This window comes from Streptomyces sp. NPDC056160 (assembly GCF_042268205.1).
Taxonomy (GTDB): domain Bacteria; phylum Actinomycetota; class Actinomycetes; order Streptomycetales; family Streptomycetaceae; genus Streptomyces.
In genome coordinates this window covers 1-13,267 of sequence record NZ_JBHJUW010000018.1, presented here as the reverse complement: position 1 = coordinate 13,267, position 13,267 = coordinate 1, and the positions used below count along the sequence as shown (strand labels likewise).

Below are 13,267 nucleotides of genomic sequence, written 5' to 3'. Positions count from 1 at the left end.
GATGAGCATCCGCTTCGACTCCGTCACGGTCGCCTACGACGGCAACGTCGTCCTCGACTCGCTCGACCTCACCGTCGCGCCCGGCGAGGTGATGGCGCTGCTCGGGCCGTCCGGATCCGGCAAGACCACCGCGCTGCGGGCGGTCGCCGGCTTCGTGCGGCCCGTGTCGGGACGGGTGCTTCTCGGGGAGCGGGACGTGACGGACCTGCCTCCCCACCGGCGGGGCATCGGCATGGTCGTGCAGCAGTACGCCCTCTTCCCGCACCTGCGGGTCGAGGACAACGTCGCCTTCGGCCTGAAGGCCCGCAAGGCCGGCCGGGCCGAGATCCGTGAACGCGTCGGCGCGGCCCTGGAGATGACCGGCATGGCCGCCTACGCGCGCCGCTACCCCCGGGAACTGTCCGGGGGCCAGCAGCAGCGCGTCGCCATCGCCCGCGCGCTCGCCATCCGCCCCGCCGTCCTGCTGCTCGACGAACCGCTGTCCGCGCTGGACGCCCGGCTGCGCTCCGGGATGCTCGCCGAACTGGCGCGACTGCACCGGGAGTTGCCCGACGTCTCCATCCTGTACGTCACCCACGACCAGATCGAGGCGCTGACCCTGGCCGACCGGATCGCGGTGATGGACAGGGCCAGGCTGCGCGCCTGCGGGACACCCCGGGAGCTGTACCGGGCCCCGGCCGACGAGTTCACGGCGTCCTTCGTGGGCAACGCCAACCTGCTGCCGGTCACCGTGACGCCCCGGGGCGCCGTCCTCGGCGACGCCGAGCTGACGCTCGACACGGCGGGCGCGGCGGCCGGGGCGCGGGCCACCCTGTGCGTACGCCCCCACCTGGTCGGCCTCGGCGACGGCCCCAACCGGCTCACCGGCACGGTCCGCGAGGTCCAGTGGCGCGGCTCCACGCACCGGCTCTACGTCGACGTCGCAGGCCACCCCGTGATGGCGGACCTGCCCGAGCTGCGGGAGCCCCCCGCGCACGGCGACCCGGTCAGCCTGCACTTCGCCGCCGAGGACGCGGTGCTGCTGGCCGCGGGGGTGAGCGGCGATGAGCACTGAGCCGCTGCCCACCCCGGCCGCCGCCCGGCCGGCCGCCCACGCGCCCGCCGCCCCGGCCCCCGCCGACGCGGCCCTCACCCCGGCCCGCGCCGCCCCGCCGCGCGCCCCCGCCGCCCGGACGGCCCGGCGCCTGCTGTGGGCGCTGCCGCCGGTCGCGCTGCTCGCCGTCTTCTTCCTCTACCCGCTCGCCCTGGTCGTCCGGCAGTCCTTCCAGCCGGACACCGGCGGCACCTCCCTGAAGCCGTACGCCGACGTCTTCGCCTCGGACGCCTTCCGCGAGGCGCTGTGGACCACCGTCTGGCTGGCGCTCGCCTCGACCGCCGGATGCCTGGTACTGGGCTTCCTGCTGGCGCTCGTCATCGCGTTCGTACCGTTCCCCGGGGCGAAGGCGGTCGCCCGCTTCGTCGACGTCTTCCTGTCCTTCCCGTCCTTCCTCATCACGCTGGCCCTGCTGTTCGTCTACGGCCGCACCGGCCTGGCCAACGGGCTGTGGACGCAGGCCACCGGCGCCGCGGACGGCCCCTTCCAGTTCCTGACCACGCCCTGGGGCGTGCTGCTCGCGGAGATCACCTACTTCACGCCGTTCGTGATGCGCCCGCTGCTCGCCGCGTTCACGCAACTGGACACCGCCCAGCTGGAGGCGGCCAGTTCACTGGGCGCCCGTGCGCCGCGGATCGTCCGGCAGGTGATCCTGCCCGAGGCGCTGCCCGCGCTCGGGGCGGGCGGGAGCCTCGTGCTCGTGCTGTGCCTCAACGAGTTCGGCATCGTGCTCTTCACCGGCGCCAAGGGCGTCACCACCCTGCCGATGCTCGTCTACGGAAAGGCGATCCTGGAGTCCGACTATCCGGGCGCGTGCGTGGTCGCCGTCGTCAACGTCCTGATCTCCGTGGGCCTCTACGGCCTCTACCGGGTGGTGAGCCGTCGTGCTGGTGCATAGCCGGGGGGCCCGCTGGGCCGTGTGGGCGGTCTTCCTCGTCCTCTTCCTGCCCCTGTTCGCCCTGCCCCTCCTCGTCGTCCTCGGCGCCTCCTTCGCCACCCACTGGTCCGGTGTCCTGCCCTCGGGCCTGACCACCGGCAACTACCGCGCCGCCACCCGCGGCGAGGCCCTCCAGGCGCTGACCACCAGCCTGGTCACCGCTGTCACCGCGAGCCTGCTCGCGCTGGCCGCGGGCACCTGGGCCGCCCTGGCCGGGGCCGCCCTGAAGAAGGCCCAGCGCCGGGTCCTGGACGCGCTGTTCGTCCTGCCGGTCGCCGTGCCGTCGGTGGTGGTCGGACTGTCGGTCCTGGTGGCGTTCTCCAGGCCGCCGGTGCTCCTCAACGGCACCCGCTGGATCGTGATCGTCGCCCACACGGTGCTGGTCACGGCCTTCGCGTACCAGTCCGTGTCCGCGGCGATCGTCCGCCTCGACCCCGCCTACGAACAGGCCGCCGCCTCGCTCGGTGCCCGGCCCGCGTACGTCCTGTGGCGGGTGCGGCTGCCGCTGCTGCTGCCCTCGCTCACGGCCGCCGCCGGCCTCTGCTTCGCCCTGTCGATGGGCGAGCTGAGCGCCACGATGATGCTCTACCCGCCCGACTGGACGCCGCTGCCCGTACTGATCTTCGCGGCCACCGACCGCGGCTCCCTGTTCACCGGCTCCGCCGTCGCCGTGGTCCTGCTGGCCGTCACGCTGCTCGTCCTGCTGGCCGTGTCCCGCGTCCGCACCCGGGCCTCCTACCGCTGACCACGGACCACGCCCGCCCTCACCCCGCACCTCGCTGACCCCTCCTTCCCTCCCGCCCGCCGCAAGGAGTACGCCCCGCCATGCCCAGGAACCGCCTCACGCCCGCCGTCGCCGTCGCCCTCGCCCTGCTCACCGCCCCGCTGCTGTCCGCCTGCGGCGGCTCCTCCGCCGCCGCGGGCGACAAGTCCGTCACCGTCTACAGCGCCGACGGCCTCAAGGGCGAGAGCGGCGACGGCTGGTACGACCGCGTCTTCAAGGACTTCGAGAAGCAGACCGGGATCAAGGTCAAGTACGTCGAGGGCGGCTCGGGCGAGATGGTGCAGCGCGCCGTGCGCGAGAAGGCCAACCCGCAGGCCGACGTGCTGGTCACCCTGCCCCCCTTCATCCAGCAGGCCGACGGCAAGGGCCTGCTGCAGAAGTACGCCCCGAAGGGCGCCGACCAGGTGGGCACCGCCGACAAGGCGGCCGATGGCACGTGGACCTCGGTCGTCAACAACTACTTCGGGTTCGTCTACGACAAGAAGGAGCTGAAGCCCGCCCCCACCACCTGGGAGCAGCTCCTCGACGCCAAGTACAAGAACCGGCTCCAGTACTCCACGCCCGGCGTCGCCGGCGACGGTACCGCCGTGCTGGTCAAGGCCATGCACGACTTCGGCGGCAAGGACGCGGCCCTTCAGTACCTGAAGAAGCTCCAGTCCAACAACGTCGGCCCGTCCGCCTCCACGGGCAAGCTCGCCCCCAAGGTGGACAAGGGCGAACTCCTGGTCGCCAACGGCGATGTCCAGATGAACTACGCCCAGGCCAAGACCATGCCGAACCTCGGCATCTGGTTCCCGGCCCGGCAGGGCGGCCGGCCCACCACGTTCGCCCTGCCCTACGCCGCCGGACTCGTCACCAGGGCCCCGCACTCCGAGAACGGCAGGAAACTCCTCGACTTCATGCTCGGCAGGCAGGCCCAGCAGCAGGTCAGCGAGATCGGCGGCGGCTTCAGCGCCCGCAAGGACGTCAAGGCCACCGACGCCGACGCGACCGCACTGGCCGCCCTGTTGAAGGACGTGCAGGTGTTCCAGCCGGACTGGGCCGACATCGACCGGAACCTGACCGCGTACGTCGAGGACTGGAAGCGCGCCACCGGCAGCTGACCGGCCGGGCGGGGCCCCGGCCTGCCGGAACAGCGCGTGCTGAACCGTTCCGGCAAGATCCGGCCACTGGTTAGGCTGGGGCCCAGGCAGGCCCGCGTACGGCAGGAGACCGAAACCCATGGCAGACCGCAAGCCCATCGAGTCGTGGCTCACCGACATGGACGGTGTGCTGATCCACGAGGGTGTTCCGATCCCCGGCGCCGACGCCTTCCTGAAGAAGCTGCGCGATTCGGGCCGGCCGTTCCTGGTGCTCACCAACAACTCGATCTACACCCAGCGCGACCTGCACGCCCGGCTGCGCCGGATGGGCCTGGACGTGCCGGTGGACAACATCTGGACCTCCGCGCTGGCCACCGCCCAGTTCCTCGACGACCAGCGCCCGGGCGGCAGCGCCTACGTCATCGGTGAGGCCGGCCTGACGACCGCGCTGCACGACATCGGCTACATCCTCACCGACCACGAGCCCGACTTCGTGATCCTCGGCGAGACCCGGACGTACTCCTTCGAGGCACTGACGAAGGCCGTCCGCCTGATCAACGACGGTGCCCGGTTCATCGCCACCAACCCCGACAACGTCGGCCCCTCCGCCGAGGGCGACCTGCCCGCCACCGGCTCGGTCGCCGCCCTGATCACCGCGGCGACCGGCAAGAAGCCGTACTTCGTGGGCAAGCCCAACCCGCTGATGATGCGCGCCGGGCTGAACGCGATCGGCGCCCACTCGGAGACCTCCGCCATGATCGGCGACCGGATGGACACCGACGTGCTCGCCGGCCTGGAGGCAGGGATGCGCACCTTCCTCGTCCTGACCGGCGTGACGCAGCCCGAGGACGTCGATCGCTACCCGTTCCGCCCCTCCGAGGTCATCGACTCCATCGCCGACCTCGTGGAGCGCGTCTGAGATCGGACCCGGGCGGGCCCTGAGTCGTCGCTCACCCGTTCGGAGCAGTACCGGGCGGTACCGGCCCGTTGCGGATGCGTATCCCGGCCCCTTGACGTCTCCTGGTACCGGAGGTGTCACGATGGGTTCCCTGCGCCTGACGCTGTGTACGGGGCTGCTGGTGGCGGGTGCCTTCGCCCCGGCCGCGGTCCCCGCCGCCACCTCCGGCAGCACGGACGGGACGCCCGGGGCCGCGGCCGGCCGGGCCCCGGCGGCCTCGTCGCCCGCCCCCGGTGACGCGGTCGCCGCAGTCCCCGCGCAGGCGCGTCCGGCGCCACCGGATCCCCCGGACGCCCACGCCGTCGCGGACGCCCCCGGCGTGGCGCACGCGGTGACCGGACTGGTCCTCGCGAGCGCCGCGGCGGCGGCCGTCGTCCTCCTTCCCCGCGCGCGCGGGGACGCGCGCCGCCCCGGCCGCCGGCGGACCGAGGACTGAAGGGCTGACCACCATGTCCGACACCATGTCCGGCATCCCGTCCGGGACCATGCCCGGCATCCCGTCCGACACCACGTCCGGGACCATGTCCGGCATCCCGTCCGGCACTCTGTCCGACGCCGCACGCCTCCGCGGTCGCGGCCGTCTCGTCGCCGGTCTGGCCTGGGCGGTGCTGCTGCTCGGGCTGTGGCAGTGGGGAGGCGCGGCCGCCGACGGGCACGGGCGGCCGGGCGAACCGGCGACCGGCGACATGGCCGCCGTCGGCCGCCCCGCCCAGGACGACCCGTCCCCCCATCCGGTCCACCTCTCCCGAACCGGCCCGTGACCCGGTTGCCGCCTGGCAGCATGGAACGGGAGGAATGCGGGGTATGTGACCGAACGGCCGAATGCACCGAGGGGGAGTCGTATGCACGGCATGAGGGGGGCGGTCCCGCGCGCCCTCGCGGCGGGGGCGCGGGCGTCCGCGGTGCTGCTGGGGGCGGCGCTGCTGGCCGCCGGGTGTTCCTCCGGGGACGGCGGTGCGGGCGGGGACGGCGAGCGCGGCGGCGCGGGCGCCCCGATCACCCAGCGGCCCCGCGCCGCCGGCCCGTTCTGGGTCGACCCGGACAGCAGGGCAGCCCGCCAGGTCGCCGCCTACGCCAAGGCCGGCCGGAAGGCCGACGCCGAGCAGATCCGCAAGATCGCCGAGCAGCCGACCGGTGAGTGGATCGGACCGGAGAACCCCGAGCAGGAGGCCCGCGGCTTCACCGAGGCCGCCGACCAGGCGGGCCGCACGGCGCTGCTCGTCCTCTACGACATCCCGCACCGCGACTGCGGCCAGTACTCCCGGGGCGGCGCCGCCGACGGGGACGCCTACCGCGCCTGGATCGACGGCGTGGCCCGCGGGATCGGCGACCGCGCGGCCACGGTGGTCCTGGAGCCGGACGCCGTACTGCACCTGGTGGACGGCTGCACCCCGCCGCAGTTCCAGGAGGAGCGCTACGACCTGCTCAAGGGCGCCGTCGCCACGCTCAAGGCGCTGAAGAACACCAAGGTCTACCTGGACGCGGGCAACGCCGGCTGGGGGCACCCGGACCAGATCTTCGAGCCGCTCGGGCGGGCGGGCGTGGACCGGGCCGACGGCTTCGCCGTCAACGTCTCCAACTTCTACTCCACCCGGCAGTCCGTGGAGTACGGGAAGCAGTTGTCGCGCAGGATCGGCGGCAAGCACTTCGTCGTCGACACCAGCCGCAACGGCAACGGCCCGTACACGGACGGCGAGCCGGGCGAACGCTGGTGCAACCCGCCCGGCCGCGCCCTCGGCGAGGCCCCCACGACGAGGACCGCCGACCCCCTCGTCGACGCCTACCTCTGGGTCAAGCGCCCCGGCGAGTCGGACGGCACCTGCAAGGGCGGCCCGGGGGCGGGCGACTGGTGGGACACGTACGCGCTGGAGCTGGCGCGGGCGACCGGGTGACCGGGTGACCGCGCGGCGACGTCCGTAGGGGCGCCCCGCGCCGCACAGGACGCCCCGACGCCCGTGCGGGGCGCCGGGGCCTACGGCACCTTCACCCACTGCGCCTCGCTGGGCGTTCCCCGGGCGTCGTCGACGAACAGCATGTACCAGCCCGACTGCACCAGGTTCCGGTTCTTCGGCACCGTCACCGTGACCCGGTCGCCCGAGGTCGTGAAGTCCAGCGCGATCGACCGCTGGTCCACGTCCGTGACGTGGGTGGAGGCGCTCGGCCGGATCAGCCGGACCTTCCTGATCGCCGCCGCGTGCCGCGAGGTGAACGTGGCGGAGGCGCCGCGCGCGATGGTCTGCGGGCCGCCCGTCAGGGAGGGCCGCGAGCCCCGGTACAGGTACGGCGGCGTGTAGATCTCGATGCGCTGCTCGAAGGTGCCCGGCCTGGTGCCGGCCTTGTCGCCGTAGAGCGAGTCGGAGCCGAAGAACATCACCCGGGCGTCGGGCAGCAGGATCGAACCCGAGTGGTAGTTGCGCCCCACCAGCGGGTCGGCGACCCGTCCGAACGTGTTCGCGGCCGGGTCGTACAGCCGGGCCTCGAGGATGTTCGAGTCGCCGCGGCCCCGGTAGTCCCCGGAGCCGCCGGAGACCAGCACGCTGTCGTCGGGCAGGATCGAGGACTGCGGGTAGCGGGTGCCCTCGGCCAGTGACGGGCCGTCCGTGAAGTGCGGGTGCTTCGCCCTGAGGTCGATGATCCGGGTCTTCCTGCTGGACAGCTTCGACTCGCCGACCCCGCCGCCGCCGATCACCAGGTACCTCTCGCCCTGGGCGGGCGGCAGCAGCACCGTGCCCGAGGTCTCCATCCGGTCCGCGTCGCCCAGCCCCGGCAGCGCGGTGAACCTGTTGGTGGCCAGGTCCCAGACGCCCGGGTCGCGGCCCACGTCGGCGGGTCCGTAGCCCGCGTTCGAACCGGAGTAGAAGATCCTGCCGTCCTGCATCAGGAACAGCGCCGGGTACGTCGGGAACTGACGGACCTTCGGGGTGTACGTCCACGTGCGGGTCTTCGGGTCGAAGACCTCGTTCTTGCCGGGGACGAGCTGGCCGATGTCGTCGAGGCCGGAGACGCTGAGGACCTTCCCGTCACCGAGCGTGGTGAGCGTCGGGTACCAGCGGGCCTCGTGCATCGGGTCGACCTTGATGTACTTCTCGGCGACCGGGTCGAACTCGTAGGTGTCCCGGATCCCCTGGAAGTCCTTCTTGTCCAGGGCGAGCTTCTGCGCGATGCCGTAGGTGTTGCGGGCGTCGGCACCGCCCAGGCCCCGGATCCGGTAGTTGTCCTGGGTCCCGGTCTCGTAGCGGGCGCCGCTCTTCAGCGCCTCGACGTAGATCCGGCCCAGCCCCGGGGTGTTGCCGAGGAACCTCCCCGTCCTGGCGTCGAAGTTCTTCTTCGCGCGCGGGACGAGCACCGGGTCCTTGGAGACGAACGTCTTCCCGTTCGCCCTGCCGGTGAAGCTCGTCCCGGCGGGCAGGGTGATGGGCTCGTCCGGGTTCTCGTTGTGCACGATCATCAGGCCGCCGGCCTTGGTGACGTCGCCCTTGAGCTTCTCGTACCGCTTGGTGCCGCCGGCGATGAGGATCCTGCCGTCGCCGAGCTGGGTGTGGCCCGTGCAGAACAGGTCGTCGGGCGTGGGCACCTTCTTGACGGTGCCCCGGACCGGGTCCCAGACGCGCGAGTCGAACCGCTTCGCGTCGAAGTTCGCCTGGTTGTTGCCCGAGCCCGCCACCAGCAGCACCTTCCCGGTGTGCAGCAGTACGGCGTGGATGGTGTCCTGGCGGTACTCCTCGGGGAACTCGACGATCTCCCAGTGCCCGTTGGCCGCCTTGTACCCGGGCTGGTCGATCTTGTACTGGTGGTACCGCTCCCTGCCGAAGCGGTAGAGCCACGGCCCGTTCATCCCGGCCAGGGCGAGCACCACCACGGCGCCGATCCCGACCCGGCGGGCGCGGCGCAGGCCGGCCCGGTCCCTCATACGCCGTCACCGCCCGCCGCCTGCCCGGCGTACGCCGGTGGCACGGCGTCCTGCGGCGGCGCGTCCGCGACGGCCGCCGCGGACGCACCCTGCCCGGCGGGCGCCGGGGCACGCCGGGTGCGCCGCAGCGACCAGCGCCAGGCGAGGAGGGGGGAGGCGGTGATGAGGAGGGCGAGGACGGCCCAGGCGAGCATCGCGGGGTGGGCGTGCCCGCGTGCGACACCGGCCGCGACCGATCCGCCGAACACCAGGATGAAGAACCAGTGGACGCGGAACGTGCCGAACAGCGTGTCCGGGCTCGCCGAGGCGCCCTTCGGCGTCACCACGAAGCTGCTCCCGCGGCGCAGGACCGTGTCCAGCAGCGCGCGGGCGTAGATCGGCGCCGACAGCGCCGACATCACCATGCCGGCCACCCCGCCCGACCCCTCGGGCTCGTGCGGGGAGACGTTGTGCCGGCGGTTCCAGACGTACAGGCCGATCTGGAGCGCGGAGGCGTTCCCGTACAGCATCAGCCACACCGTGGGGTCGATGTTCACGCCGGAGGCGCCCAGGCCCAGGAAGAGCGCGCAGCTCAGCGCGGCCAGGATCCAGTTCAGGGCGGACATCGGATAGAAGACGACCATCATGGTGTAGTTGAGGAGGCGCCCCGGCGGCAGCGTGCCGATGCCCTTCCAGTACTGCTTGAGGATCGTCTCGTACGTCCCGCGGGACCAGCGCAGCTGCTGGGTGAAGAAGTCCGTCCAGGCGCTCGGGCCCTCCCCGACGGCGAGCACGTCCGGGGTGTAGACGGACTTCCACTTCCGGCCGGTCGCCGGGTTCTTGGCGCGGTGCATCTCGAAACCGGTCGCCATGTCCTCGGTGATCGAGTCGTACAGCCCGCCGATCTGCTTGATCGCGCCGATCCGTACGGCGTTGGAGGTGCCGACGAACATGGGGGCGCCGTAGCGGTTGCCGGCGCGCTGGATCAGCGCGTGGAAGAGGAACTGCTGCGACTCGGCGGCCTTGGTGACGAACGTGTCGTAGTTGCCGTAGACCTGCGGGCCGATGACGAAGCCGACGTCCGGGTCGCGGAAGTAGCCGAGCATCCGCTCCAGGTAGTTGGGCAGCGGGACGTGGTCGGTGTCGACGGAGGCGAAGAAGTCGTACTCGTCGCCGTGCGCCTGGAGCCAGGCGTTGTAGTTGCCGTGCTTGGTCCTCGCGCGGTGCGGGCCCCTCGGCCGGTTCCAGCGCTCGACGCCCTTGCGGGTGAAGTGGTGGACGCCCAGGCGCGCGCAGACCGCCTTCACCTCGGCGTCGTCGCCCTCGTCGAGCAGCCACACGTGCATGACGCCCCGGTGCCGCAGCCGTACGGCGGCCTGAAGGGTCCGCGTGACCATCTCCAGCGGTTCCTTGCCGGGCACGAACGTGGTGAGGAAGGCGACGCGGGTGCCGGCCTCGGGCACCACCGGGACGGGGTCGCGGGCCACCAGGGTGGCGTGCGCGTTGGAGAGCACGTTCAGGCAGCGGAAGAGTTCGATCAGGCCGATCGCGACCAGCATCACCGTGTCGAGGGCCGGCAGGAGGCCGTACGCGGGGTGGTCGCGCTCGGTCCAGTGCCGCGGCTGCATCAGCCAGACCAGCAGGACCAGGGAGAGCAGCGGGGCGGCGGCCAGCATCAGCGCGACCCGGACCCGGTGCGGTTCCCGCGAGAGCAGGGAGAGGTACCGCACCCGGTACGGCTCGTCCGGGTCGGGCTGGGTGAGCGGTCCCGCCAGGCGGCTGTAGTGCTCGTAGTCGTATCTCGGCAGGGTGTTCCTGATCCGGCGGAACGCTCCGGTGGTGCCGGCGGTGCGGTGCGGTGGCACCCGCGGGCGTGTCGTCTCCGACGGATCGGGCCGGTCGTGCCGGTCGTGCCGATGCCTTGCGCCCGACGGCGTCGACGTCATGACTTCATCCCCCCACACGCAGGTCAGCGCGTGTCGTTCCGGTTTCCTGCCGGTTGCATGGCTGCCCCCCTCGGCGGCCCTCGACGCAACGTGGCCCCTTTTCCCGCACATCGGGCAACTGGTTCAAACGGTTTTTCGAAAAACTCCCAAGGCCCCACAACTGCCGCTTATCGGCGGCACCCTGGCACCCAGGGTTCTAGGTGTTCAGCCTGATCGCAAGATGCGAAAAGCGGAGTTAACGGCTCATATCAGCGCAAGACGCACGGGCGCACTGGGGTGCGAACGGGGCGGGGGCGGGGGTGGCGGGCCCCCCGCGCGCGACGCGGGGGCGCAGGAACGACGACGGGCCCCGTTCGTGTTATCCGCGAACAGGACCCGTCGTCGTCATGGTGCGCCGCCAGGGACTCGAACCCCGGACCCGCTGATTAAGAGTCAGCTGCTCTAACCAACTGAGCTAGCGGCGCCTGCTGACGTGGACAACTTTACAGGACTCGGTGAGGTGCCTGTGACCACGGCCCGGCTGCCGGGGCCGCCCCGACGGGGGTCGTTTTCATCCTTCGGGCCGTCAGGAATGCGTATTTCCGGGGCGATTGTGACACTGATCAACGTGCACAGATCCGGACGAGTCCGTATGGAGTGTGACGTGGATCGCATGGAGCTCCCGGTCGACCGGCCGAATCGTTCCTTCCCCCGGCTCATCCAGAACGAGGCGACCACCGAGATCCCTCTCCACCTGCTCTTCCGCGACGAACCCGGCCCCAGCCGACCGGACCACGACCCGTCCCCGGCGGCGCTCGGGCCCCCGGTGGTGGGCAGCGGGCGGGGCACGGGCGAGCGGCCGCGCTTCCGCCGCCGGGTGCCCGCCCCGGCCCGCCCGGCGCCCGAGGCCGAGCCGGGCCTGGCGGAGCGGCCGGCCCGGGTGCTGCCGGGTGCGGTCGGTGTCCTCGCCGGGGTGTGCGGGGCGGCCGGCTGTGTGCTCACCACCTGGTGGGCGGGGGTCCTGCCGCCGCTCGCGGCGCGGGCGCTGCCCCTGCCGGCCGGCGCGGGCGCGGGGCTCGGCCTGCCGCAGTGGGCCGCGTACGCCGGGGCCGGGGCGCTCGGGCTGCTCGGCTTCGGCGGGCTGACCCGGGGGCGGGCCGGCCGGGCGTGGGTGCTCGGGCTGTTCGGCCGCTACCGGGGGACCGTCCGGCGCACCGGGCTGCTGTGGATCAACCCGTTCGTGCCGCGCCGCGGCGTGGACGTACGGCTGCGGCACTGGCGCAGCGGGCCGATGCCGTCCGCGGACGCCGACGGGATCGCGCTGCGGGTGGCGGTTCTCGTGGTCTGGCGGGTGCGGGACACCGCGCGGGCGGTGCTCGGGGTCGACGACCACGAGGCCTACCTGCGCGCGTGCGTGGAGGCGGCGCTCGCGCGGGTGACGGTGCGTGGTGCGGGGGGTGCGCGGGGCGGTGCGGAGGCGGCCGGGGAGGCGTTGACCCGGCTGGTGGCGCGGGAGGCGGAGCCGGTCGGGCTGGAGGTGTTCTCGGTCCGTCCGGCCCGGGTCGAGTACGCCCCCGAGGTCGCCGGTGCCATGCACCGGCGCGGCGTGGCCGCGCTGGACGCCCGGGACCGGGCCGGTGCGCTGACGTCGGTGGTGGACTCGGTCGAGGACACGGTGACCCGGCTGACCATGCGCGGGCTGGTCGATCTGGACGACGGCGAGCGCAAGGTGCTGGTGCGGGACCTGACGGTGGCGTTCTGCGCCGGACGCCGGGAAACCATCCCGTGATTGGTATGGACATGTTCAAGTGGTCGCCATAGCCTGTTACTTGGTCTAGACCAACGTGCACAGTCCTGCTCAGCGAACATCCCCACACGTTCACCAGGAGCGACTCCATGCGCACCAAGGCCAAGTTGTACGCGGCCGTGCTGGGCCTGACCACCGCCGGAGCCCTCGTGCTCTCCACCGGCGGCGCCAGCGGCCACGGCTACACCGACCTCCCCATCAGCAGGCAGCTGCTGTGCGCCGACGGCACGGTACGGGGCTGCGGCGAGATCCAGTGGGAACCGCAGAGCGTCGAGGGTCCCAAGGGCTTCCCGGCGCGCGGACCGGCGGACGGGCACCTGTGCTCCGGCGGCCTGGACCGGTTCGGCCAGCTCGACGGCGCCCGCACCCCCAAGGGCGCCGAGTGGCCCACCACGCAGGTCACCGGCGGCCAGAGCTACACCTTCCGCTGGCAGTTCGAGGCACGGCACGCCACGACCGACTTCAGGTACTACGTCACCAGGCAGGGCTGGAACCAGGACCACGCCCTGACCCGCGCCGACCTCGACACGACCCCGTTCCTGACCATCCCCTACGGCGGCAAGCAGCCACCGGCCACCCTCAGCCACAGCGGCACCCTGCCCAGCGGCCTGAGCGGCCACCACGTCATCCTCGCGGTCTGGACGATCGCCGACACGGGAAACGCGTTCTACGCCTGCTCGGACGTCACCTTCTGACGCCGGACCCGACGCCGGACCCGAGGGGCCCGGGGGCCCCGGGGGCCCCGGGGCGCGAAAGCGGTGAGGCCGGTTCCACGTTTCCGTGGAACCGGCC

12 protein-coding genes and 1 tRNA gene are annotated in these 13,267 nt (G+C 72.6%); 10 read left to right on the top strand and 3 right to left on the bottom strand.

Going from position 1 to position 13,267, the window contains the following annotated elements; all coding sequences use genetic code 11:
- The first annotated feature begins 1 nt into the window (after position 1).
- The 8 genes from ACFC02_RS09250 (at position 2) to ACFC02_RS09215 (ending at position 6,746) form a co-directional block, all read left to right on the top strand.
- On the top strand, positions 2-1,054 hold the full coding sequence (locus ACFC02_RS09250) for an ABC transporter ATP-binding protein (protein WP_376354404.1): 1,053 nt from the start codon (positions 2-4) through the stop codon (positions 1,052-1,054).
- The gene (locus tag ACFC02_RS09245; RefSeq protein ID WP_376354401.1) at positions 1,044-1,991 is read left to right on the top strand and encodes a 2-aminoethylphosphonate ABC transporter permease subunit; all 948 of its coding nucleotides are present in this window, start codon (positions 1,044-1,046) and stop codon (positions 1,989-1,991) included. The genes ACFC02_RS09250 and ACFC02_RS09245 overlap by 11 nt, the downstream gene beginning before the upstream one ends.
- Positions 1,978-2,775: an ABC transporter permease gene (locus ACFC02_RS09240; RefSeq protein WP_376354398.1), complete on the top strand. Its 798-nt coding sequence runs from the start codon at positions 1,978-1,980 to the stop codon at positions 2,773-2,775. Before ACFC02_RS09245 ends, ACFC02_RS09240 begins: the two co-directional genes overlap by 14 nt.
- Positions 2,776-2,855: 80 nt before the next feature.
- Positions 2,856-3,917 carry a 2-aminoethylphosphonate ABC transporter substrate-binding protein gene (locus ACFC02_RS09235; protein WP_376354395.1) on the top strand — a complete coding sequence of 354 codons (1,062 nt, stop codon included), beginning with the start codon at positions 2,856-2,858 and terminating at the stop codon, positions 3,915-3,917.
- A gap of 118 nt (positions 3,918-4,035) precedes the next feature.
- Complete coding sequence (locus ACFC02_RS09230; protein ID WP_376354393.1) at positions 4,036-4,815, top strand: HAD-IIA family hydrolase; 780 nt, start codon at positions 4,036-4,038, stop codon at positions 4,813-4,815.
- A 121-nt stretch (positions 4,816-4,936) separates the two neighbouring features.
- Complete coding sequence (locus ACFC02_RS09225; protein WP_376354391.1) at positions 4,937-5,290, top strand: hypothetical protein; 354 nt, start codon at positions 4,937-4,939, stop codon at positions 5,288-5,290.
- A 13-nt stretch (positions 5,291-5,303) separates the two neighbouring features.
- Entirely contained in the window at positions 5,304-5,615 is a 312-nt protein-coding gene (locus ACFC02_RS09220; RefSeq protein ID WP_376354388.1) for a hypothetical protein, read from the top strand.
- A gap of 81 nt (positions 5,616-5,696) precedes the next feature.
- Positions 5,697-6,746, top strand: a complete 1,050-nt coding sequence (locus ACFC02_RS09215) for a glycoside hydrolase family 6 protein (RefSeq protein WP_376354386.1) — start codon at positions 5,697-5,699, stop codon at positions 6,744-6,746.
- An 80-nt stretch (positions 6,747-6,826) separates the two neighbouring features.
- Here the strand turns inward: ACFC02_RS09215 and ACFC02_RS09210 are convergent, their stop codons facing one another.
- From ACFC02_RS09210 to ACFC02_RS09200, 3 genes are all read right to left on the bottom strand, one after another.
- Positions 6,827-8,764 carry a galactose oxidase-like domain-containing protein gene (locus ACFC02_RS09210; RefSeq protein WP_376354383.1) on the bottom strand — a complete coding sequence of 646 codons (1,938 nt, stop codon included), beginning with the start codon at positions 8,762-8,764 and terminating at the stop codon, positions 6,827-6,829.
- The gene (locus ACFC02_RS09205) at positions 8,761-10,689 is read right to left on the bottom strand and encodes a glycosyltransferase family 2 protein (protein WP_376354380.1); all 1,929 of its coding nucleotides are present in this window, start codon (positions 10,687-10,689) and stop codon (positions 8,761-8,763) included. Before ACFC02_RS09205 ends, ACFC02_RS09210 begins: the two co-directional genes overlap by 4 nt.
- Before the next feature lie 387 nt (positions 10,690-11,076).
- Positions 11,077-11,153 (bottom strand) — tRNA-Lys (locus ACFC02_RS09200).
- A gap of 188 nt (positions 11,154-11,341) precedes the next feature.
- Here ACFC02_RS09200 and ACFC02_RS09195 point away from each other — a divergent pair.
- Positions 11,342-12,457 carry an SPFH domain-containing protein gene (locus tag ACFC02_RS09195; protein WP_376354596.1) on the top strand — a complete coding sequence of 372 codons (1,116 nt, stop codon included), beginning with the start codon at positions 11,342-11,344 and terminating at the stop codon, positions 12,455-12,457.
- Positions 12,458-12,564: 107 nt separating this feature from the next.
- Entirely contained in the window at positions 12,565-13,170 is a 606-nt protein-coding gene (locus tag ACFC02_RS09190) for a lytic polysaccharide monooxygenase (protein ID WP_376354378.1), read from the top strand.
- Positions 13,171-13,267 lie beyond the last annotated feature (97 nt).

Coding starts and splice junctions, on each gene's coding strand:
- ACFC02_RS09235 (WP_376354395.1), top strand. CDS start 2,856: ATGCCCAGGAACCGCCTCACGCCCGCCGTCGCCGTCGCCCTCGCCCTG.
- ACFC02_RS09225 (WP_376354391.1), top strand. CDS start 4,937: ATGGGTTCCCTGCGCCTGACGCTGTGTACGGGGCTGCTGGTGGCGGGT.
- ACFC02_RS09190 (WP_376354378.1), top strand. CDS start 12,565: ATGCGCACCAAGGCCAAGTTGTACGCGGCCGTGCTGGGCCTGACCACC.
- ACFC02_RS09220 (WP_376354388.1), top strand. CDS start 5,304: ATGTCCGACACCATGTCCGGCATCCCGTCCGGGACCATGCCCGGCATC.
- ACFC02_RS09250 (WP_376354404.1), top strand. CDS start 2: ATGAGCATCCGCTTCGACTCCGTCACGGTCGCCTACGACGGCAACGTC.
- ACFC02_RS09195 (WP_376354596.1), top strand. CDS start 11,342: ATGGAGCTCCCGGTCGACCGGCCGAATCGTTCCTTCCCCCGGCTCATC.
- ACFC02_RS09245 (WP_376354401.1), top strand. CDS start 1,044: ATGAGCACTGAGCCGCTGCCCACCCCGGCCGCCGCCCGGCCGGCCGCC.
- ACFC02_RS09215 (WP_376354386.1), top strand. CDS start 5,697: ATGCACGGCATGAGGGGGGCGGTCCCGCGCGCCCTCGCGGCGGGGGCG.
- ACFC02_RS09230 (WP_376354393.1), top strand. CDS start 4,036: ATGGCAGACCGCAAGCCCATCGAGTCGTGGCTCACCGACATGGACGGT.
- ACFC02_RS09205 (WP_376354380.1), bottom strand. CDS start 10,689: ATGACGTCGACGCCGTCGGGCGCAAGGCATCGGCACGACCGGCACGAC.
- ACFC02_RS09210 (WP_376354383.1), bottom strand. CDS start 8,764: ATGAGGGACCGGGCCGGCCTGCGCCGCGCCCGCCGGGTCGGGATCGGC.